The 21352-nt window shown below is 40.3% G+C and carries 20 protein-coding genes; 10 read left to right on the top strand and 10 right to left on the bottom strand.

The window, feature by feature from the left end; all coding sequences use genetic code 11:
* From MTF68_RS01420 to gyrA, 7 genes are all read right to left on the bottom strand, one after another.
* Positions 1–282 (bottom strand): LapA family protein, encoded by a 282-nt coding sequence (locus tag MTF68_RS01420; RefSeq protein WP_004587873.1) that lies wholly within the window; start codon positions 280–282, stop codon positions 1–3.
* Between the two features lie 21 nt (positions 283–303).
* Entirely contained in the window at positions 304–591 is a 288-nt protein-coding gene (gene ihfB, locus MTF68_RS01415; protein WP_004587872.1) for an integration host factor subunit beta, read from the bottom strand.
* Between the two features lie 65 nt (positions 592–656).
* Positions 657–2324, bottom strand: coding sequence for a 30S ribosomal protein S1 (rpsA, locus tag MTF68_RS01410; protein ID WP_004587871.1), 1668 nt, complete (start codon positions 2322–2324; stop codon positions 657–659).
* Between the two features lie 95 nt (positions 2325–2419).
* The gene (gene cmk, locus MTF68_RS01405) at positions 2420–3130 is read right to left on the bottom strand and encodes a (d)CMP kinase (protein ID WP_004587870.1); all 711 of its coding nucleotides are present in this window, start codon (positions 3128–3130) and stop codon (positions 2420–2422) included.
* 107 nt (positions 3131–3237) lie between these two features.
* Positions 3238–4515, bottom strand: coding sequence for a 3-phosphoshikimate 1-carboxyvinyltransferase (aroA, locus tag MTF68_RS01400; RefSeq protein ID WP_248461424.1), 1278 nt, complete (start codon positions 4513–4515; stop codon positions 3238–3240).
* Positions 4515–5597, bottom strand: coding sequence for a 3-phosphoserine/phosphohydroxythreonine transaminase (serC, locus tag MTF68_RS01395; RefSeq protein WP_024034095.1), 1083 nt, complete (start codon positions 5595–5597; stop codon positions 4515–4517). The genes aroA and serC overlap by 1 nt, the downstream gene beginning before the upstream one ends.
* 110 nt (positions 5598–5707) lie before the next feature.
* Positions 5708–8407, bottom strand: coding sequence for a DNA topoisomerase (ATP-hydrolyzing) subunit A (gene gyrA / locus MTF68_RS01390; RefSeq protein ID WP_024034094.1), 2700 nt, complete (start codon positions 8405–8407; stop codon positions 5708–5710).
* Positions 8408–8585: 178 nt separating this feature from the next.
* Here gyrA and ubiG point away from each other — a divergent pair, with 178 nt between their 5' ends.
* The 5 genes from ubiG (at position 8586) to yfaE (ending at position 14147) form a co-directional block, all read left to right on the top strand.
* Positions 8586–9296: a bifunctional 2-polyprenyl-6-hydroxyphenol methylase/3-demethylubiquinol 3-O-methyltransferase UbiG gene (gene ubiG / locus MTF68_RS01385; protein WP_004587866.1), complete on the top strand. Its 711-nt coding sequence runs from the start codon at positions 8586–8588 to the stop codon at positions 9294–9296.
* Positions 9296–9976: an HAD-IA family hydrolase gene (locus MTF68_RS01380; protein ID WP_248461423.1), complete on the top strand. Its 681-nt coding sequence runs from the start codon at positions 9296–9298 to the stop codon at positions 9974–9976. Before ubiG ends, MTF68_RS01380 begins: the two co-directional genes overlap by 1 nt.
* 412 nt (positions 9977–10388) lie before the next feature.
* Entirely contained in the window at positions 10389–12671 is a 2283-nt protein-coding gene (gene nrdA, locus MTF68_RS01375) for a class 1a ribonucleoside-diphosphate reductase subunit alpha (RefSeq protein ID WP_054982452.1), read from the top strand.
* A 73-nt stretch (positions 12672–12744) separates the two neighbouring features.
* Complete coding sequence (gene nrdB, locus MTF68_RS01370) at positions 12745–13875, top strand: class Ia ribonucleoside-diphosphate reductase subunit beta (protein ID WP_004587863.1); 1131 nt, start codon at positions 12745–12747, stop codon at positions 13873–13875.
* Positions 13875–14147, top strand: a complete 273-nt coding sequence (gene yfaE, locus MTF68_RS01365; RefSeq protein ID WP_004587862.1) for a class I ribonucleotide reductase maintenance protein YfaE — start codon at positions 13875–13877, stop codon at positions 14145–14147. The genes nrdB and yfaE overlap by 1 nt, the downstream gene beginning before the upstream one ends.
* Positions 14148–14149: 2 nt before the next feature.
* Here yfaE and MTF68_RS01360 read toward each other — a convergent pair whose 3' ends face one another.
* Both MTF68_RS01360 and MTF68_RS01355 read right to left on the bottom strand, forming a co-directional pair.
* Positions 14150–14752 (bottom strand): DUF1287 domain-containing protein, encoded by a 603-nt coding sequence (locus MTF68_RS01360; RefSeq protein WP_248461422.1) that lies wholly within the window; start codon positions 14750–14752, stop codon positions 14150–14152.
* Positions 14753–14779: 27 nt separating this feature from the next.
* A complete protein-coding gene (locus MTF68_RS01355) occupies positions 14780–15253 on the bottom strand; it encodes a hypothetical protein (protein WP_096041805.1) in 474 nt (157 codons plus the stop codon).
* 359 nt (positions 15254–15612) lie between these two features.
* On the opposite strand from MTF68_RS01355, the gene MTF68_RS01350 reads away from it, so the two are divergent.
* From MTF68_RS01350 to MTF68_RS01345, 3 genes are all read left to right on the top strand, one after another.
* Positions 15613–16023: a hypothetical protein gene (locus MTF68_RS01350; RefSeq protein WP_096042564.1), complete on the top strand. Its 411-nt coding sequence runs from the start codon at positions 15613–15615 to the stop codon at positions 16021–16023.
* Positions 16024–16668: 645 nt separating this feature from the next.
* Complete coding sequence (locus MTF68_RS19665) at positions 16669–16791, top strand: hypothetical protein (RefSeq protein ID WP_282448175.1); 123 nt, start codon at positions 16669–16671, stop codon at positions 16789–16791.
* Between the two features lie 254 nt (positions 16792–17045).
* The gene (locus MTF68_RS01345) at positions 17046–17216 is read left to right on the top strand and encodes a hypothetical protein (RefSeq protein ID WP_248461421.1); all 171 of its coding nucleotides are present in this window, start codon (positions 17046–17048) and stop codon (positions 17214–17216) included.
* Between the two features lie 496 nt (positions 17217–17712).
* Here MTF68_RS01345 and MTF68_RS01340 read toward each other — a convergent pair whose 3' ends face one another.
* Positions 17713–18141, bottom strand: a complete 429-nt coding sequence (locus MTF68_RS01340) for a tetratricopeptide repeat protein (protein ID WP_248461419.1) — start codon at positions 18139–18141, stop codon at positions 17713–17715.
* 233 nt (positions 18142–18374) lie between these two features.
* Here MTF68_RS01340 and MTF68_RS01335 point away from each other — a divergent pair, with 233 nt between their 5' ends.
* Both MTF68_RS01335 and MTF68_RS01330 read left to right on the top strand, forming a co-directional pair.
* On the top strand, positions 18375–18764 hold the full coding sequence (locus MTF68_RS01335) for a YkgJ family cysteine cluster protein (RefSeq protein ID WP_096041808.1): 390 nt from the start codon (positions 18375–18377) through the stop codon (positions 18762–18764).
* Between the two features lie 124 nt (positions 18765–18888).
* Positions 18889–21270 carry a TonB-dependent receptor gene (locus tag MTF68_RS01330; RefSeq protein ID WP_248461417.1) on the top strand — a complete coding sequence of 794 codons (2382 nt, stop codon included), beginning with the start codon at positions 18889–18891 and terminating at the stop codon, positions 21268–21270.
* Positions 21271–21352 lie beyond the last annotated feature (82 nt).

Raw genomic sequence — 21352 nt, 5'->3', positions numbered from 1 at the left:
TTAGGTGTCTTTATTAGCAATAAGCTTACTATTATTTTTTTCTGGCGCTAATTGTTTTTTTAAGCGGTAATTTTGCCACTTTAATTTAGAAAACAATTTAAAGCTAATAAAACACCCTATTATTACACCCAGTATAAAGCAGATACTTATTATTACAGCGAGTGGCAAGGTATTACTGGCAATAATATAATTGATTTGTACTAATTGTGGATTTTGAGAACCCAATAAAAATGCGCAAAATAGGCATAGTACAACCAGAATAATTTTTAATACCTTAAACAAGTAACTACTCCAACTGGTTAACTAGGCAATACTCTCGTTTACGCGGTCGCGTAATTCTTTGCCTGGTTTAAAATGAGGTACATGCTTACCATCGAGCTCTACTGTATCGCCAGTCTTAGGATTACGACCTGTGCGAGGAGCGCGGTAATGCAAAGAGAAACTACCAAAACCTCTGATCTCAATACGATCTGAAGTAGATAATGAGCCGGCCATTTGTTCAAGAATTTCTTTTACTGCATTTTCAACATCTTTCACTGGAACGTGTGCGTGCTGTTCGGCAAGTGTTTCTATCAGTTCTGACTTAGTCATAGCGTTTCCTTAAAGAGAATAGTGGAAGGGCAAAACTGCCCTTCCAATTAAAAACTAATTAGTAATTAGTCTTTTTGTGCATTTGCGAAAGCAGCTGCCATTGCGTTTTCAAACACTGGCTCTTCTTTCTTAAGCTTCTCTAGTACTTCTTTCTCTTCTGCTTCGAAAAGAGCTTTAACAGATAAGCTTAAAGTGCGGTTCTTACGATCAACGCCAACGTATTTAGCTTCGATTTCGTCGCCTACAGAAGCAACAGTAGTTGCATCTTCAACGCGCTCTTGAGCGATATCAGCTACACGGATGTAACCTTCAACGCCTTCGATAAGCTCTACAGTTGCGCCTTTCGCATCAACTTCAGTCACTTTACCTTTAACAATAGCACCTTTTTTGTTTGCATCAAGGTAGTTATTGAACGGGTCAGCTTCGATTTGCTTAACACCTAAAGAGATACGTTCACGCTCTGGGTCAACTTGCAATACGATAGCAGTGATTTCGTCGCCTTTCTTGAATTCACGTACAGCTTCTTCGCCAGGCGTGTTCCAAGAAATGTCTGAAAGGTGTACAAGACCATCAATACCACCGTCAAGACCGATAAAGATACCGAAGTCAGTGATTGATTTGATCTTACCAGTAACTTGGTCGCCTTTGTTTTGTAGACGAGCAAATTCCTGCCAAGGATTAGCAATACATTGCTTAAGACCAAGAGAAATACGACGACGTTCTTCGTCGATTTCAAGAACCATAACTTCAACAGTGTCACCTAGTGAAACAACTTTTGAAGGGTGGATGTTCTTGTTAGTCCAATCCATTTCAGAAACGTGAACTAGACCTTCAACGCCTTCTTCGATTTCTACGAAGCAACCGTAATCAGTAAGGTTAGTTACACGACCAGAAAGCTTAGAACCTTCTGGGTAACGACCAGCGATAGCTGCCCATGGATCTTCGCCAAGCTGTTTAAGGCCTAGAGATACACGAGTTTTATCTTTGTCGAATTTAAGAACTTTAACTGCGATTTCGTCGCCAACATTAACGATTTCTGAAGGGTGCTTAACACGCTTCCACGCCATATCAGTGATGTGTAGTAGACCATCAACACCACCAAGGTCAACGAATGCACCGTAGTCAGTAAGGTTCTTAACGATACCTTTAACTTCTTGACCTTCAACAAGGTTAGCAAGAAGCTCTTCACGTTCTTGTGAGTTTTCAGATTCGATAACTGCACGACGTGAAACAACAACGTTGTTACGTTTTTGGTCAAGCTTGATTACTTTAAATTCAAGCTCTTTGCCTTCAAGGTGAGTTGTGTCACGTACTGGACGAACATCAACAAGTGAACCAGGTAGGAAAGCACGGATTGAATCAACTTCAACTGTGAAACCGCCTTTAACTTTACCGTTGATAACACCAGTAACAGTCTCTTGCTCTTCACATGCTTTCTCAAGACGGATCCACGCTTCGTGACGCTTCGCTTTCTCACGAGAAAGGATAGTTTCACCGAAACCGTCTTCGATTGCATCTAGTGCAACATCTACTTCGTCGCCTACAGCAACTTCTAGTTCACCAGCAGCATTTTTGAACTGCTCTGCAGGGATAGCACTTTCTGATTTAAGACCAGCATCTACAAGTACAATGTTATTCTCGATTGAGATTACTGTACCTTTAACAATAGAGCCTTGCTCTGCTTCAAAACCCTTTAAGCTTTCTTCAAATAACTGCGCAAAATTTTCTGACATACGAATATACGTCTCATATATTAATACCAATAAGCAACCATGCTGCATGGGGTTGTTAAAATAGCACTGGCGTCCTGCTGGTGCATAAAATGTGTTTAGCTTCGTTTAGGAAGCTTGCCTTGTGAGATAGCAATATCTACTAAAGTTATAACTTTATCAAACACTTGCTGAGCGTTAAGCTCGCTTGTGTCTATTTCAATTGCATCATCAGCAGGAACAAGCGGCGCAACGGTGCGATTCATATCGCGCTCATCACGAGCTTGAATGTCCTGTAATAGACCACTTAGTGTAACATCAAGGCCGCGCTCATTCAACTCAACATAACGTCTGCGCGCGCGTTCTTGTGCACTAGCGGTTAAATATATTTTTAATGGTGCGTCTTGAAAAACCACGGTGCCCATATCTCGGCCATCAGCAATTAAGCCCCGTTCGGTTTTAAACGCACGCTGGCGTCGAAGTAACGCTTCACGTACACGCGGTAATGCAGCCACTTTTGAAGCAGCTGCCCCAACCTCTTCATTACGAATTGTCGAGGTTACATCTTCGCCTTCTAAAATAACTTTTCCAGCATTAGTTTGGCTATCAACCAAAAACTGCACATCTAAGTTTGCAGCAAGCGGGACAAGCGCTTCTTCGTTGTCTAATGCTATTTGGTGATGAAGTGCGGCAAGGGATAATACACGGTAAATTGCGCCGCTATCCAATACATCCCACCCCAATTTGTCGGCTAACAAGCGACAAACAGTTCCTTTACCTGAACCACTTGGGCCATCAACGGTGATTACGGGCATTAATAACGCCTGCATTTAAAACCTCCTGCAATGCACACCTAAATAAAACCGCGATATTATACGTCACTTCTGCAAATAGATCCGCTTTAGTGTGTAACTTTTTATAATTATTTATAAAAAGCCTACTCACTCACTGATGCTAAAACCTTGAAAAAGGTTGGAAAAGTTTTATATGTACACTTAGGATCGTTGATTGTAATAGGCTTTCCGCCTACGGCAACCATTGCAAAACACATCGCTATACGGTGATCGTCATACGTATCTATAGCCACATCATTGAATGCACTCGGTGGTGTAATTTCGATAAAATCTTCACCCTCTACAACCTCGGCACCCACTTTACGAAGCTCAGTTGCCATTGCATATAAACGGTCAGTTTCTTTTACACGCCAGTTATAAATATTGCGAATAGCCGTAGGCCCTTTAGCAAATAAAGCAACCGTAGCAAGTGTCATTGCCGCATCAGGGATAGCGTTAGCGTCAATATCTACACCTTTTAATTCACCTTTACGAACAACTAAACGCTCGTCACACCATTTTATTTCAGCGCCAACTTGTTCCATCACTTTAGCAAAACCAATATCACCTTGAACTGATTTAGCGCCCACGCCTTTAATTTCAATTTCGCCACCGGCAATGGCCGCTGCCGCAACAAAGTAAGACGCTGATGATGCATCACCCTCCACCATAATTCGCTCTAGTGATTGGTATTGTTGGCCGCCTTTAACTTTAAATGTTGTATAGTCGCTGTGCTCAACTGTCACCCCAAAACGCGCCATTACATCTAACGTAATATCAATGTAAGGCTTAGATACCAAAGTACCCTTAATGGTAATTTGCGTATCACCACTAAATAAAGGGGCAGCCATTAGCAATGCTGTTAAAAACTGGCTAGAAATACTGCCATCAATTTCAACAGTACCGCCTTTAATTTGCCCACCAATTATTTTTAGCGGTGGGTAGTCTTTATGTTTTGTGTAGGTAATATCGCCGCCAAGTGCTTGTAGCGCATCGACCAAGTGCCCTATTGGGCGCTCTTCCATGCGCGGCTCACCTATAAGCTCATATTCCCCAGCTACAGCAGCGAGTACCGCGGTTAAAGGACGATAAGCAGTACCTGCATTGCCTAAAAATAAAGGGTCACTTGGGGTTTTAAATACACCGCCAACCCCTTCTACGGTTGCCACAGTGCGATCATCATTAAGCGTTACGTTAACACCTAGTAGTTTTAATGCACCCAACATATGGCGAATATCATCGCTATCTAGCAGGTTTTCAACAACGGTAGTCCCTTGAGCCAGCGCTGCTAATAATAAAATACGGTTTGATAGGCTTTTAGACCCTGGTAAGGTAACACTGCCATTTACACGAGAAATAGGCTCTAAACGAAGTTGTTCCATTAGCTGTGCTCCTGTGCAAATGCCGCCATAAAGTCAACCAAGGCTTGCACACCTGCAAGTGGCATTGCGTTATAAATACTTGCGCGCATACCGCCTACAATTCTGTGTCCTTCTAGGGCAAGTAAGCCGGCTTCTTTAGATTGCGTTACAAACTTTTCGTTTAAGCTTTCATCGTTTAGCCAAAACGGTACATTCATACGCGAACGACAATGCGTCGCTACTTTATTAGTATAAAAAGGCGATTCATCAATAAAGTCATAAAGCAGCTTAGCTTTAGCAATATTTTGTGCTTCCATTGCCTTAACGCCACCGTTTTGCTCTAGCCATTCAAATACTTCTGCCGCTAAATACCATGCAAAAGTAGGCGGTGTATTAAACATGCTGCCTTGTTTTGCTTCAAGTGCGTAATCTAAAATGCCTGGTTTAGCTAAACCTTCACGCTCAAGTAATGTTTTGCGCACAATAACAATAGCTATACCTGATGGACCTATATTTTTTTGTGCACCGGCATAAATTAAATCAAATTTATTTACGTCAATTTCGCGCGACAAAATAGTCGACGACATATCAGCAATAATAGGCGCTGTTGGGTGACTAGGCACATCAAAAATCTCTAATCCGTCTACCGTTTCATTTGGACAGTAGTGAATGTAAGATGCATCTGCAGGTAACTCCCACTGCGCCACTTCTTTTATAGAAAACAGCCCGTTTGCGTCATTTCTAACGTTGATTGAGTGGGTTTGAGTAAATTTATTTGCTTCATCAGTGGCACTTTTAGACCAAACGCCGTTCTCGCAGTAAACCGCTGTTTTACCATTTTGATGTAAATTTAAAGGCACAGCGCTAAATTGACCGCGGCCACCACCATGCATAAATAACACTTCAAATTCATCGCTAATGTTCATTAAACGACGAAGGCTGGCTTCGCATTTTGCAGTAAGCGCTAAAAAATCTTTACTACGATGGCTTATTTCCATCACAGATACGCCTAAGTCTTGCCAGTCTAAAAATTCTTTTTGTGCTTTTTGCATAACAGCTTGTGGAAGCATAGCTGGCCCCGCACAAAAATTATATTTACTCATTACCTTTGCCTCATTCCAGTAATTTAAACTCTTTTGATAAACAAAAAAGGATTATTAATTTTTTTCAACATGATTAAAAAAAGCGGCCTTAGCCGCTTTTTCAATTTCAGTTATTCAGAAGGTGGATTATCATCCGTTGCTTCTTCATTTACTGTATCAACCGTTTCAACGTCTTCAATATCAACTAAGTCACTGTCTGTAACTTCAATCTCTTCGATACGTTGTAAACCAACTACTTGCTCTTCGTCAATAGTTCTGATCAAAATAACACCTTGGGTGTTACGTCCAACCGTCGATACTTCATTAACGCGGGTACGTACTAGCGTACCACGGTTTGAAATAATCATTATTTCGTCGTTGTCGTCAACTTGTACAGCGCCAACTACTGCGCCATTACGCTCACTCACCTTAATAGATACAACACCTTGTGTTGCACGGCTCTTAGATGGGTAATCTTCAAGTTGAGTACGTTTACCGTAACCATTTTCAGTCACAGTTAAAATAGCACCGTCAGACTTAGGCACAATTAACGACACTACGCGTTGGTCGTCGGCCATTTTAATACCACGAACACCGGTAGCAGTACGACCCATAGGGCGAACACCTTTGAAACGAATTTCAGGGTTGCCTTCTTCGTCGAGCACCGGGTTGCCGTTTTCATCAACAACAGCAGACTCTTCCGCTTCTTTAAAGCGTACAACTTTACCTGCATCAGTAAACAACATAATTTCGTTGCTACCGTCGGTAATATCAACCCCAATTAGGCTATCGCCTTCGTTAAGGTTTACCGCAATAATACCGCTTGCACGTTGACGGCTGTATGCCGTTAGTGGTGTTTTCTTCACAGTACCAAATGCAGTTGCCATGAAAATGTATTTATCTTCTTCGTACTCGCGTACAGGTAAGATAGCAGTAATGCGCTCATCATCTTCAAGTGGCAGTAAGTTAACAATTGGCTTACCGCGAGCGGCGCGACTAGCCAGTGGTAACTGGTATACTTTAAGCCAATACAAACGACCCGCAGTAGAGAAACATAAAATGGTATCATGGGTATTAGCCACTAAAAGACGCTCAATGAAATCTTCATCTTTCATCTTCGTTGCTGACTTACCTTTACCACCACGGCGCTGTGCTTCGTAATCAGACAATGCCTGATACTTAACGTAACCTTCGTGCGACAGGGTCACAACAACATCTTCTTCGTTAATTAAATCTTCAAGGCTAATATCGTGTGCTGCCGCGTTAATTTCTGTACGACGCTCATCACCATATTGCTCTTTAATTTCAACTAACTCATCACGAATAACTTCCATTAAACGCTCAGGGCTACCTAAAATGTGTAATAGCTCAGCAATTAAATCTAACAGCGATTGGTACTCTGCTAAGATTTTTTCATGCTCAAGACCGGTTAGTTTGTGTAAACGTAAATCAAGAATTGCTTGTGCTTGCTGCTCAGAAATATAGTACTGACCATCGCGAATACCCAGCTCACTTGCCAGCCAATCTGGGCGTGCTACGTTGTCTTCGCCTGCTTTTTCAAGCATAGCTTGTACGTTACCTAAATCCCATGGGCGAGCTGTTAAGGCCACTTTAGCCTCTGCTGGGGTTGGCGATTTACGAATTAACTCAATAATTGGGTCGATGTTGGCAAGCGCAATTGCTAAACCTTCAAGGGTATGAGCACGGTCGCGCGCTTTACGTAAATCAAATACGGTACGGCGTGTAACCACTTCACGGCGGTGAATAACAAACTCTTCAAGCATTTCTTTTAAGTTGAAACACTTAGGTTGGTTGTTAATTAATGCAACCATATTCATACCAAACACAGTTTGTAACTGAGTTTGTGAATATAAGTTGTTGAGGATAACTTCACCTACATCACCACGTTTGATCTCAATAACGATACGCATACCGTCTTTATCTGATTCATCACGTAGTGCGCTAATGCCTTCAATTTTTTTATCTTTAACAAGCTCAGCAATTTTTTCAATTAAGCGTGCTTTGTTAACCTGATAAGGAATTTCGTGCACGATAATGGTTTCGCGGCCTGTTTTTTCATCGGTTTCGATGTCGGCGCGTGCACGCATGTACACTTTACCACGGCCGGTTAAATAAGCATCTTCAATGCCTTTTTTACCATTGATAATGGCAGCCGTTGGGAAATCAGGACCCGGAATGTAATCCATTAATTCATGAATCGTTAAATCAGGGTTTTGAATAAGCGCTAAACAACCATTAACCACTTCAGTTAAGTTATGAGGTGGAATGTTTGTTGCCATACCTACCGCAATACCCGATGAACCGTTAACGAGCAAGTTAGGCACTTTGGTTGGTAAAACGTCAGGAATTTGTTCGGTACCGTCGTAGTTAGGAACGAAATCAACCGTTTCTTTTTCAAGATCGGCTAATAACTCATGCGACATTTTTGCCATACGTACTTCTGTATAACGCATTGCCGCTGCTGAATCACCATCAACCGAACCGAAGTTACCTTGGCCATCTACAAGCATATAACGTAGTGAGAATGGCTGTGCCATACGCACGATGGTGTCATAAACTGCACTGTCGCCGTGTGGGTGGTATTTACCGATTACGTCACCGACCACACGGGCCGATTTTTTGTAAGGCTTATTCCAGTCATTACTAAGCTCGTTCATTGCAAACAAAACGCGGCGGTGAACAGGTTTTAAACCATCACGTACGTCTGGTAATGCACGTCCTACAATTACGCTCATTGCGTAATCAAGGTAGGAGTTTTTTAACTCGTCTTCAATATTGACTGGCAGAATTTCATTGGCGAGATCAGTCATTTGATATCACATTCCTTCAGTATCAGCTCTTAGCAACCCGGTATTAGGCGCCAAGAGTATTTGTTATTATTTCTAAGCGACCATGCTATCACAATTAATTTAAATTTACAGGCGCAAAACTTTGCGATTTATCAATTTAGCCCTATATAATGGCCTCAGATTGACGAGGAAGTATTTTATGACCGAACATCAAAATGTAGATAACGCAGAAATAGCAAAATTTGAAGCCATTGCAGAGCGATGGTGGGACCAAGACGGAGAGTTTAAACCTCTTCACGAAATTAACCCATTACGATTAGACTTTGTGGCTAACAAAACCCAAGGTTTATTTGATAAAGAAACACTCGATGTAGGCTGTGGTGGCGGCATTCTTAGCGAAAGCATGGCACGCATGGGCGCACACGTAACCGGTATAGACATGGGCCAAGAGCCACTCACCGTAGCAAAGCTTCATAGCCTAGAAACCGGTGTAAATGTTGACTATATAAAAGTACCTGCAGAAGAATTTGCAACCCAGCACCCTGCTCGCTTTGATGTAATAACCTGTATGGAAATGCTAGAGCATGTACCTGACCCTGCTTCTATTATTCATGCAGTCGCAGAGCTTGCCAAGCCGGGGGCTGATGTGTTTTTCTCAACCCTAAATAAAACGCCTAAAGCTTACTTGTTTGCTATTGTAGGTGCTGAAAAGCTGTTAAAAATGGTGCCTGAGGGCACACACGATCACAACAAATTTATCAAACCTGCACAACTTATTGCATGGGCTGAACAAGCCGGTTTAAAAGTACGTGCCAGTGCTGGCCTGGGCTACAACCCGCTTTCTAAGCAGTATTCATTAAATACAGATGTGAGTGTTAATTACATTCTTCATTTTGAGAAGTTAGCATAATGGCTAGCTCTCATACCCCCTTAACTCCTTTTGAGTACGACGCTTTCTTATTTGATTTAGATGGCACCTTGCTTGATACAGCAGACGATTTAGGTGCTGCTTTAAATGCTGTACTTAAAAGTGAAGGTGTTGCGCAAGTTACGCCTGAGGCGTATAGAAAAGTAGCGTCTAATGGCGCCGGCGCACTACTTGAACTTGGCTTTAAAGCGCAATGGGCATCGCAACCACAAACTGAACGTATAAAACAATTAGTCAGCCACTACAGCCAAAACCTAGCGACACACACCCGCTGCTTTGAAGGCATAGAATCATTACTCATAACCCTTGATAACCAAGGTATAAAATGGGGAATAATGACTAATAAGCCCGGGTTTTTAACCGATCCATTAGTGGCTGCTATACCCGCTTTAAAAAATGCACACGTTGTGATCAGTGGCGATACCCTCACCGAGGCTAAACCATCACCTTTACCCTTACTACACTGTACAAAACTGATGAACGTAGATCCTAAACGTTGCTTATACATAGGTGATGCTCAACGTGATATAGAAGCAGGTAAAGCCGCAGGTATGCACACAGCAACAGCGCTTTGGGGCTATATACCAAGTATTGATGAGGCCAAGGGCTGGGAAGCCGATTTTAACTGGCACAGCCCTATTGATGCTTTTAACCATATATAGTGCCATGTAAATTTTTAAACACTATATATTGTGATTGTGTTAGTTTTTATGCAAAGCTTGATGATAAAAAAAGCAGTCGAAATTTATTTTCAAAATGCATAAATTTAGCAGATCATTAGTTGATTTTTAGCTATTTCAACTTAAATGATTGTTCGAAGGTGAGTGACTACTAACACAAATACGTTATCCCAAAGTTATCCACAAATAGGGGCAATTATGTCCCTTGCAAATCAGCTCAGACCACACTATCTTGTGATCTCTAAATTGAACAACACCAGATATTGTGGCCAAATGTTATTCAATTAAATTCGCCAATACGGTGAAACTTATAATAAATGAATACGTACCTTGCTTTAGCGAGGTATAAAGCATTGGTCAAAATACACAATTCCCAAGGAATACAGGCAAAGCTATGAACCAACAGTTATCTGTAAGCAAGCGTGACGGGCGTAAAGAGCCTTTAGATCTTGATAAGATCCATCGCGTTATTGAATGGGCCGCCGAAGGTTTAAACAACGTATCGGTTTCACAGGTTGAATTAAAGTCACACATTCAATTTTACGACGGTATTCGTACAAAAGACATTCACGAAACCATCATTAAAGCAGCAGCCGATCAAATTTCAAAAGAGTCGCCTGACTACCAGTACTTAGCTGCCCGCTTAGCTGTATTCCACTTACGTAAAAAAGCGTATGGCCAGTTTGAGCCACCACGTTTATTTGACCATGTTACAAAAATGGTTGAAGACAAACGCTACGACGCTCACTTACTTGTTGATTACACAGAGCAAGAGCTTGACGAGCTAGATGCTTATCTTGATCATTCGCGCGATCTTAACTTTAGCTACGCAGCAGTAAAGCAGCTTGAAGGTAAATACCTAGTACAAAACCGCGTAACGGGTGAGATTTACGAAAGCGCCCAGTTTTTATATATCTTAGTGGCTGCGAGTTTATTTTCTGACTACCCGCGCGAAACACGTACTGACTACATCAAACGTTTTTACGATGCAGTATCAACGTTTAAAATCTCTTTACCTACGCCAATTATGTCGGGTGTGCGTACCCCTACGCGTCAGTTTAGCTCGTGTGTACTTATTGAATGTGGAGACAGCCTTGATTCAATTAACGCCACATCATCTGCCATTGTTAAGTACGTTTCACAACGTGCAGGTATTGGTATTAACGCCGGCCGTATTCGTGCTTTAGGTAGCCATATCCGTAATGGCGAGGCGTACCACACAGGTTGTATTCCTTTTTATAAGCACTTTCAAACAGCAGTTAAAAGCTGCTCGCAAGGTGGTGTACGTGGCGGTGCTGCAACGTTATTCTACCCGCTTTGGCATTTAGAAGTAGAAAACCTACTAGTACTTAAAAATAACCGTGGTGTTGATGATAACCGTGTTCGTCATTTAGATTACGGCGTACAGTTTAATAAACTAATGTATTCTCGTTTAATTAAAGACGACTACATTACATTATTTAGCCCATCAGATGTGCCTGGCCTTTACGATGCATTCTTTGAAGACCAAGACGAGTTTGACGCGTTATACGTAAAATACGAGCAAGACGAGTCTATTCGTAAAAAGCGTATTAAAGCGATTGAGCTTTTCTCAATGTTCGCACAAGAGCGTGCCAGCACAGGTCGTATTTATTTACAAAACGTGGATCACTGTAATACGCACAGCCCGTTTATTTCTAAAGTTGCGCCAATTCGCCAATCTAACTTATGTTTAGAAATTGCATTGCCAACTAAGCCGTTAAATAACGTAAACGATGAAGAAGGCGAAATTGCACTTTGTACGCTATCTGCATTTAACCTAGGCGCTATTGAGTCACTTGATGAACTTGAAGAGCTTGCAGAGCTTGCAGTACGTGCACTTGATAACCTACTTGATTTCCAAGACTACCCAGTACCGGCTGCACGTAATGCCACTATGGGCCGTCGTACGTTAGGAATAGGCGTAATTAACTACGCTTACTACCTTGCTAAAAATGGTAAGCGTTACTCAGATGGCAGTGCTAATGCACTGACTCACAAAACGTTTGAAGCAATTCAATACTACCTAATGAAAGCATCAAACGAGCTGGCTAAAGAGCGTGGCGCGTGTCCTAAGTTTAACGAAACAACGTACTCTCAAGGTATTATGCCAACTGATACGTACAAACGTGACTTAGATAAAATTTGTGATGAGCCACTGCACTTAGATTGGGATTCATTACGTGCCAGCATTAAAGAGCACGGCATGCGTAACTCAACACTTAGCGCATTAATGCCTTCAGAAACATCGTCGCAAATCTCTAACGCAACTAACGGTATTGAGCCACCACGTGGTCACATTAGCGTTAAAGCAAGTAAAGACGGTATTTTAAAACAAGTAGTTCCTGAGTACGAACGCTTAAAAGATAACTACGAGCTGCTGTGGGATATTCCATCAAACGATGGTTACTTACAGTTAGTGGGCATAATGCAAAAGTTTATTGACCAAACTATTTCGGCCAATACTAATTATGATCCAAACAAATACGAAGGCGGTAAAGTACCTATGAAAGTCTTATTAAAAGACTTACTAGGTGCATACAAGCTTGGTGTTAAAACACTTTACTACCATAACACCCGCGATGGCGCATCAGATGCACAAGACGACACTCCAGAAGTGGAAGATGATGATTGTGCAGGCGGCGCGTGTAAAATTTAATAGTTAAACTTAAAGCGGGCTCTTTGCCCGCTTTGTCCTGATAGTTTTAGTGATAGTTTTTTGAGTGATAGACATGTCTTATACTACTTTTAGTCGTAACCATAATGATCAAATGCAAGAGCCAATGTTTTTTGGCCAAACCGTTAACGTTTCGCGTTACGATCAACAAAAATACCCTATTTTTGAAAAATTGATTGAAAAGCAACTTTCGTTTTTTTGGCGTCCAGAAGAAGTAGACGTAAGTAAAGACCGTTTAGACTTTCAAGCATTACCAGAGCACGAAAAGCACATATTTTTAAGTAACTTAAAATATCAAACGCTGCTTGATAGTGTACAAGGCCGCTCGCCAAACGTTGCCCTACTCCCTATTGTGTCTATTCCTGAGCTAGAAACATGGATAGAAACGTGGGCATTTAGTGAAACTATTCACAGTCGCTCTTACACCCACATTATTCGTAACGTTACACAGTCACCAGAACTTATTTTTGATGACATAGTAAGTAACGAAAAAATTAGCGAACGTGCTGATGCGGTAACCACCTACTACGATGATTTAATCAATGGCGTGTCGCTCTATAACCTGTATGGCGAAGGCAAGCACGAAATTAACGGTCAAACCGTTGTGATTAGCTTATTTGATCTTAAAAAGAAACTTTACCTTGCCATGATGTCGGTAAATATTCTTGAAGCCATTCGTTTTTATGTCAGCTTTGCGTGTTCTTTTGCCTTTGCTGAGCGTGAATTAATGGAAGGTAACGCTAAAATCATCAAGCTAATCGCACGTGATGAAGCGCTTCACCTGTCCGGTACGCAGCATATTTTAAACATTATGCAAGATGGTAAAGACGACCCTGAAATGGCGATTGTTGCCGCGCAGTGCCGTGAAGAAGCCATTAAAATGTTTGTTGAAGCCGCAGAGCAAGAAAAAGAATGGGCAGAATACTTATTCAAAGATGGCTCTATGATTGGCTTAAACAAACACATTTTATGTCAGTATGTTGAATACATCACCAACGCACGTATGACCGCCATTGGCCTGCCTGCGCAGTTTGAAAACAACAGTAACCCAATTCCATGGATCAACTCATGGCTTGTGTCTGACAACGTGCAAGTTGCACCGCAAGAAGCAGAAATTAGCTCATACCTTGTAGGTCAAATTGACTCACAAGTAGATGCCTCAGAATTTGGTGACTTTGATTTATAATGAGTGACAAACCCACTGCAAGTATAACGCTTGCAGATAACAGCCAGTGTATAGAATTTAGCACTGGCTGCCCTTCTGTTTTACATTGCTTAGAAAACCAAAAAATAGACGTAGCGTATCAATGCCGCGAAGGCTATTGTGGCGCGTGCAGAGCCACGTTAGTTTCAGGCCAAGTGCACTATAACGAAGAGCCTTTAGCGTTTGTACGCGAGGGAGAAATACTGCTGTGCTGTTGTAAGCCAAACGGTAATATAAGTATTAATTTAAAATAAATTTACTGCGTTTTATTCAAATACTGTGGTTCAAACCGGTAGTGCCCCGTGATTTTATAATCAAAAAGCATATCGGTTTTTTCTGCCCCGCGGCCAATGTTATGTACAATTAATGGATTGCCAGTTTGTACTGAACGCTCATTAACTACCATACCTATATGTGGCAGGTTACCCGGTAACATCCAAGTCACTATATCACCTGTTTTATAATCTTCAGGGCTATCAGATAACACTAACGCACGACCCTGTCTTTTAAAGTAGGTTTGTAAGTTAGGCACTCTTCGGTGGTCTATATTTTTATCAGGCTTATTTAAACCCCAAATACGTTTAGATGGATACAGTGTAAAGTTATTTTGCATGTCTTCATGCACGAGTTTCTGTAAATCGATGCCTAACTTTCTGTAACTTCTAATTATTACATCGGTGCACACACCTACATTCTCAGGTACATCACCACCAGGATAGCCAATAGAGCGATAAGACCCATCGTAGGTAACGTTATGTGTTGTTCTTTCAAGTAATGCAGCCACAATATCGTCATCAAACGATGCCGCATAGGCATTTACACTAAGTAAGCTCAGTAAAAAAACAGTAAAGCGTGTCATATGCAATCCTTTGAAAATGTTAATTAACTACAACGCTTGAACCACGTGTTCAGGCACGTTTATTTTATTGCCATTATTTGTAAAGTGCTTATCAAGACCATACGCCATTACTTCAAGTGGCGCAGCTGCATAACCAACCTGCTGAATTTCGGTTAAGTAACGTAACATAAAAGCCTCGGCGCCAAGTTCACTCCATTGGGCTACGTGAACAAGTTCATGAAAATGTACAGCTAAATTATCAGCTACGTAAGGAAGCATGTAATAAGTGTTTTTGTATGTAGTACCTGCGGCATCCATGTCAATAAAATCGTCTAATCCCATTTCACGCAAAAAAGGAAAGTTAGGTTTGGGTATTTCATCGACAATAACGTAAAAGGCATTTTTTAAAAATTCGACAGGATAAAACCCTGCAAACTCACTAGCAAATTTCTCACAACTAATTCTTTGGGTTTTATATTTAATATTTGTTGCATCAATCCATTGTTCTATTTGTTCGAGCACGTCCTTTCTCCAAAATACTAACTTAACATTGTATAAGTGTTGTAAGCCAACAACTCAATTGTAACAAAAGTAAATTAACGAATCTCTTTTTTAAAATTTAAAAATGTTAATCACTCTTCGGTTTAATTTAAAGACAGCGCGTATTTGCCATGTACAGGGAGTAAGCACATAAAATAGGCGTGGTTTACCTTAAAACCAAACTCTATGCTAATAATTTCAACATAGAAAAATAAACAGTTCCTAGATAGTTAGACGTCTTCTTTATACTTAAAAAACTGTTATTATTTGTAACTAAAATCGTAGCTAAAACACTTATGTATAAATTTAACCTTACATACGTGAATTTGAGTATTAACACAATGCGTTTATGTGCAAGCCTTTTACTAATTTTACTTTCTGGTACAGCTAATGCTGAAAATATAAAACCCTTTACATCAGATGGGTGTAGCTCATTCCCTGATGGGACCATACAGCATAAAAAGCTCTGGTTAGCGTGCTGCACAGCGCATGACTATGCCTATTGGCAAGGTGGTACGTACGAGGAACGTTTAAAAGCAGATAAAGTATTACAGCAGTGTGTTGCTGATGTAGGCGAGATACATATAGCTAATCTCATGCTTGCTGGGGTACGTATTGGTGGAAGCCCTTTTATACCAACCACGTTTAGGTGGGGCTATGGCTGGTCTTATCCTAGGTTATATCAAGCATTAACAGCAGATGAGGTTGAGCAAATCACTGCTTTAAAAACTGAGTTAACTAAATCTGACTAAGGTCTTGTTGTAAAAAACTGACTATAAAAATAATATCAAAAGGAATTGAATCACTGTGCTTATACTTATACTACTGAACGTCGTTTTAATTTTATTTCCAACAGTAATATCTTACTTTATTGCGCGTAATTACGCTAAAACCGCGAAATCAACAAATAAAGGAGCCTATATTAGAGCAGTGCTTTGGCCTAGTGTTTTTTCGTGGACAATTTTTGCTGCTTTTGGGCACGGTGCAATCATCTTTCCCCTACCCTCAATACTCGCCGCAGTATTATATTTTTGTTTTTATGACGAACGAGACGTCTATTATAACCCCCATGTTTTACTAAGCCCAACTATTCCAATAGCGGTTTATTTAATAAGTTATTTCAAATGCAAAAAAGCTGCCAATAAAGAGCTGACGCCCTAACCTACTGCATACTTGATAGTACGTTCTAAAATCACACATACTATTACTGTATTCCTATTAGTTATAATAACGTGAACACTATTAACTGAATATAATTGTGTAAATAACAGGTCTGGTAAATTAATAAAGCGACATTACCAAAAATAACGAGTTTACTTATGCACCCAGATATACAAAAAAACTTTAAAATAAAACCTGCTCACATCATTTCATTCATTGTGTTTTTACTAGTTTCTATGTCTACACTAACCGCCAAAGTGTATGCCGCTGATGCTGTATGGCCTTCAAAAACCACTTACAAATATGCAAATGTAAATGGTAAAAAAAATCGTCTATCGAGAAGCTGGTACACAACATAAACAAACTATTATTTTATTACATGGTTATCCATCATCGTCACATAGCTACCGTGAACTAATTCCTCTTTGTCTGGGCGCTACCAAGTAATAGCGCCTGATTATTTAGGTTCTGGTTATAACGCACGCTCAAACCCAGAAACTCAAAAATATACTTTTGATTTTCTGGCTCAATACTTGAAGAGTTACTAACAACGCTTAAAGTAAGGCGCTACGGCCTATATATACAAGACTTTGGAGCACCTGTGGGCTTTAGCATGTTGTTAAGTAACCCAATTAGACTTGATGCACTTATTGTACAAAATGGCAATGCGTATTTAGAAGGGCTAACCCTACCGAGGCAAGCGTTTTTTAAAGCCGCGAATGAGCAGAAAACACAAGCTCAGAGGGATAAATTTATTCATTCACGTCTAATAAAGCCATTATAAATAAGCAATATTTATGATACGTACAAAGTAACCCAGAAGTGACGAGCCCAGATAGCTGGACTCACGTTCTTCACTTTTTACAAACCAAATCCGATAGAGTAATTCAAGTACAATTGCTACAAGATTACTACAACAACCTTCTCGACTATCCAAAATGGCAAGCTTATTTACGCAATTACCAACCCCCAACGTTAATTGTATGAGGTAAAAACGACCCTGCGTTTATAGCCGCAGGCGCTAAAGCATACTTAAAAGATGTACCGAACGCTGAACTACATTTACTCGATTCAGGACACTTTAGTGTTAAAGAAAAACCAGTAGAAATTGCAAAGTACATTGTCGATTTTATGAATAAGCTAGCTCAATAGTAAGCCTTTTCTTTTGGTTTAGTATTTATAGCGAACATAAAAAAGCACTGAGGGTATAAACCATCAGCGCTTTATTAAGCTTAAGCCAAATCCACAAGAATCACATTTAATATGGATAAGTTATGTATTTAGCCTTCTTCTTCAATAAGTGACTCTAGTAGGTCGTGTATTTCGGCTTTAAGCGCTTTATCTTCAATTTTATTAGCGCTAACCTTGGCATTTTTTAGGCTTTTAATCGCTTCGTTTGTTTGTCCAAGCTCTATTTGTAGAGTTGCCATTGAATAAGCAACCGACGACATATGATCTTTATTATTGATTGTAACCGACTTCTGTAGCGCTTTTTCATATGCGGTAATTGCCTCTTCAAGTTCTTCGGTAAAGTCAGCTAAGGTTTCCCACTGTACAGGGTGATCTTTTGAAGTATTCTCGTTTTCTTCACAAATAGCTTTGAGCCTAGAAAATAATAATTCAAACCTTTTACGGTCGTTTCTACTTGCAGCTTCCATCAGTTGCTCTGCTAAATCATGTACTGCTTTATATACTTTGGTGTTCATCATCAGGAACTATCCTTAACTGGCCACTAAACTAACTATTTAATTTAGCAAAACTACTATTTAGAGCCGTCCTAACCTTATTAGAACGGCTAATTATTTAGGTGTAATAATACATTAATAATAGATAGCGGGTTGGAATTAAAAGTGTGGTTTTAAAATTATATATAAAAAAGTAATCCACGTTAGTTACAGTGATACACTGAAAAACTAATTGATACCTAATATACTGGCTAATAATGAAAGAGTGCAACCAATGCGGTAAATGCTGTATTAAATATGGTGGGGGCGATTTAAGTGCAACCTTACAAGAAATTGAAATGTGGGCACTGTTTAACCCAGAGATTTATCAATATGTTAAAGATGATGAAATTTGGTTTGATCCAAATACACAATTGCGACTCTCCACTTGCCCCTTTTTAGAAATAGCGCCCAAAAAAGAGCCCTCCCATAAAACAATGTATACCTGCAGCATTTACCTAGATAGGCCAGAAGATTGCCGCCATTATCCAAGCCTAGTGTCAGAAATGATACGTGATGAATGCGAAATGATAGAACCTATCGATGTAAAAAACCAAACTAGAGCACAACATAAGCTTAATATAATTATGCTTGATAGCCGCTCTTAATCAGCTTATCTTATTTGCGTGGTTATTCATCGAAAAACATTAAGCTATAATATAACATTGTTGATAAGTCAAAAATGCGGTGTTATATTATATCACAACATAGTAACCGCGAACCTTTAAGATAATGACAAAGTTAACATTAATTTCCTCTGCAGTTTTTTCTGTTTTATGTTCTCATTCAGCACTTGCTGCTACCGTTACCGGTAAAATAACAGACGATAAAAACCAACCTATTGAAAACGCAGCTGTACACGTACATGGTAAAGACCAAGGTGTAAAAACCAACGCACAGGGCGAATTTTCTATTGATGTAGACTCTCAAAGTCAATTGCATGTAAGTAAAGACAACTTTATAGACTCGCGTATTGCGGTAAATGAAAACTCAAACAATGTGACGATGTCGCTTACCCCTACCTCGGTAGAAACCGTCGTTGTATATGCCTCTGCACTGCATAAAAATAGCTTAGAAATGATTTCGCCGGTGAGCGTTTTATCAGGTGATGAGCTTAAAAACAAATCAAAAGCGACCCTTGGCGAAACACTAAAGGGCTTACCAGGTGTTAATGCCAGTTACTTTGGTCCGGTGTCATCAAGCCCTATTATCCGTGGTTTAGATGGCCCTCGCGTTAAAATTACCCAAAACGGTTTAGATGCCAGCGATGCATCACGCATTGGCCCTGACCATGCAACATCAAGTGACAGCTTAGCAGCGGAACAAATTGAAGTATTGCGCGGACCAAGCACCCTACTTTATGGCTCAGGTGCAATTGGTGGTGTGGTAAATGTGGTTGATAACCGTATTCCAACGAGCAATTTAGATGATTTAACCGGTGCTGCTGAATACAGCCATGACACGGTTTCTAACTCAAATACCGTGGCTGCAAAACTAGAAACAGGAAATGACGGGTTTAACTTTCATTTTGATGGGACTAAACGCAGCGGTGATGACTATGAAACGCCTACATTTAGCATTACAGATGAAGATGGTGATGTTGAAACTCATAACTCTGTAGAAAACACTTTTATTGATAGCGACACATTTAATGTGGGTACGAGTTATGTGGGCGATCATTTAACGGTTGGCTTTTCTTACGGTAGCATTGAAACCGATTACGGTATTCCTGGGCATGAGCATCATGATCATGACCATGAAGGTGAAACCGAAGAAGAACACGACGAGCACGCAGATGAAGAGGAAGAAGAGTCTGTTTATGCACATCTAGAGCAAGATCGTTGGCAAGGCCTTATAAGCTATGCGCTCGATAACAACTGGATTGAAAATATTAATCTTCGTGTTGGCTACACTGATTACAAACACAGTGAAATTGAAGACGGTGAAATTGGCACCACCTTTAAAAATGAAACAACCGAAGCACGCTTAAATGTAGAGCACAAGTTAGCGCAGTGGCACGGTATGATGGGCTATCATTATAGCGAATCGGACTACGACGCAATTGGCGAAGAAGCATTTACTCCTGCAAGTGTAACCACTACACATGCGTTATACCTACTTGAAGAACGTGAATTTGGTGATGTTACACTCGAGCTTGGTGCGCGTATTGAAGATTACGAAATAACAAGCACAATTACCGACAGCGAGCACGCACATGATCACGATGAAGAAGAAGATCATGACGAAGGCGAAGAAGAAAGCATTGCATACAGCGAAAGCTTTACTAATGTAAGCGCCTCTGCCGGTGCTATTTGGCAATACACACCAGGGCAAAGCGTAGCACTTAGCTTATCTCACTCTGAGCGTGCGCCCCTTTCTGCTGAGCTTTTATCAAACGGATTACACATTGCTACAGGTACTTACGAGCTAGGCCTTGGCTATCATATTGAAGATAACGAGGTTCACTTTGAGCCAGAAGACATTAAACAAGAAAAATCGACCAATTTAGATTTTAGCTTTAGACGTTTTAGCGGTGACTTTGGTTACACAGTTAATTTTTTCTATAACGATATTAAAAACTTTTATTATCAACAAAACACTGGATTAGTTTACGACGAAGAAGATGGTTTAGAGTCTGCAATTGGCGCTCACGATGATGCGGTTGCCGTATATCAGTTTGCCAGTAAAGATGCTGAACTCTATGGTGTAGAATTTGATGTACACTATCAAATTGACCCTAATGCCATGGTTAAAGTATTTGGTGATTCAACACGCGCCAAGCTAAAAGACGACGAAGGTAACTTGCCGCGCATACCAGCAAATAAATTAGGATCTGAATTACAATACAATGTAGGCGATTTACAACTAACGCTCACAGGTACGCACTACTTTGAGCAAGATAATATTAGCGCCTATGAAACTAAAACCGATGGCTACACAATTGTTGATGCTCAAGCTAATTATCAGTTAAGTTTAGGCGCTATAGATACGCAGTTATACTTAAATGTTGATAACATTACAGACGAACTTGGCTTTGTTCACAGCTCGTTTATAAAAAATAAAGCCCCACTACCAGGTAGAAACTTCCGCTTTGGTATTAGAGGTTATTTTTAATAACGCTTTGGCATTTATTTAGTTACTTTTAAAGCCGCATTTTATATGCGGTTTTTTTATGCCTACTCATTTAATTAACTAG

The sequence above is a fragment of the Pseudoalteromonas sp. 2CM37A genome, from assembly GCF_023161885.1.
GTDB lineage: Bacteria > Pseudomonadota > Gammaproteobacteria > Enterobacterales > Alteromonadaceae > Pseudoalteromonas > Pseudoalteromonas atlantica.
The sequence above is the reverse complement of the archived record's forward strand: the minus strand, read 5'-3'. Positions and strand labels throughout refer to the sequence as shown.

Excerpts from the sequence above, each read along its gene's own strand:
- gyrA (WP_024034094.1), bottom strand. The coding sequence starts at position 8,407 with ATGACTGATCTCGCCAATGAAATTCTGCCAGTCAATATTGAAGACGAG.
- MTF68_RS01335 (WP_096041808.1), top strand. The coding sequence starts at position 18,375 with ATGAAAGAGTGCAACCAATGCGGTAAATGCTGTATTAAATATGGTGGG.
- MTF68_RS01360 (WP_248461422.1), bottom strand. The coding sequence starts at position 14,752 with ATGACACGCTTTACTGTTTTTTTACTGAGCTTACTTAGTGTAAATGCC.
- yfaE (WP_004587862.1), top strand. The coding sequence starts at position 13,875 with ATGAGTGACAAACCCACTGCAAGTATAACGCTTGCAGATAACAGCCAG.
- MTF68_RS01330 (WP_248461417.1), top strand. The coding sequence starts at position 18,889 with ATGACAAAGTTAACATTAATTTCCTCTGCAGTTTTTTCTGTTTTATGT.
- ubiG (WP_004587866.1), top strand. The coding sequence starts at position 8,586 with ATGACCGAACATCAAAATGTAGATAACGCAGAAATAGCAAAATTTGAA.
- MTF68_RS01340 (WP_248461419.1), bottom strand. The coding sequence starts at position 18,141 with ATGATGAACACCAAAGTATATAAAGCAGTACATGATTTAGCAGAGCAA.
- nrdA (WP_054982452.1), top strand. The coding sequence starts at position 10,389 with ATGAACCAACAGTTATCTGTAAGCAAGCGTGACGGGCGTAAAGAGCCT.
- serC (WP_024034095.1), bottom strand. The coding sequence starts at position 5,597 with ATGAGTAAATATAATTTTTGTGCGGGGCCAGCTATGCTTCCACAAGCT.
- nrdB (WP_004587863.1), top strand. The coding sequence starts at position 12,745 with ATGTCTTATACTACTTTTAGTCGTAACCATAATGATCAAATGCAAGAG.
- cmk (WP_004587870.1), bottom strand. The coding sequence starts at position 3,130 with ATGCAGGCGTTATTAATGCCCGTAATCACCGTTGATGGCCCAAGTGGT.
- aroA (WP_248461424.1), bottom strand. The coding sequence starts at position 4,515 with ATGGAACAACTTCGTTTAGAGCCTATTTCTCGTGTAAATGGCAGTGTT.
- MTF68_RS01380 (WP_248461423.1), top strand. The coding sequence starts at position 9,296 with ATGGCTAGCTCTCATACCCCCTTAACTCCTTTTGAGTACGACGCTTTC.
- MTF68_RS01345 (WP_248461421.1), top strand. The coding sequence starts at position 17,046 with ATGTTGTTAAGTAACCCAATTAGACTTGATGCACTTATTGTACAAAAT.
- ihfB (WP_004587872.1), bottom strand. The coding sequence starts at position 591 with ATGACTAAGTCAGAACTGATAGAAACACTTGCCGAACAGCACGCACAC.
- MTF68_RS19665 (WP_282448175.1), top strand. The coding sequence starts at position 16,669 with ATGTCTACACTAACCGCCAAAGTGTATGCCGCTGATGCTGTATGGCCT.
- rpsA (WP_004587871.1), bottom strand. The coding sequence starts at position 2,324 with ATGTCAGAAAATTTTGCGCAGTTATTTGAAGAAAGCTTAAAGGGTTTT.
- MTF68_RS01350 (WP_096042564.1), top strand. The coding sequence starts at position 15,613 with ATGCGTTTATGTGCAAGCCTTTTACTAATTTTACTTTCTGGTACAGCT.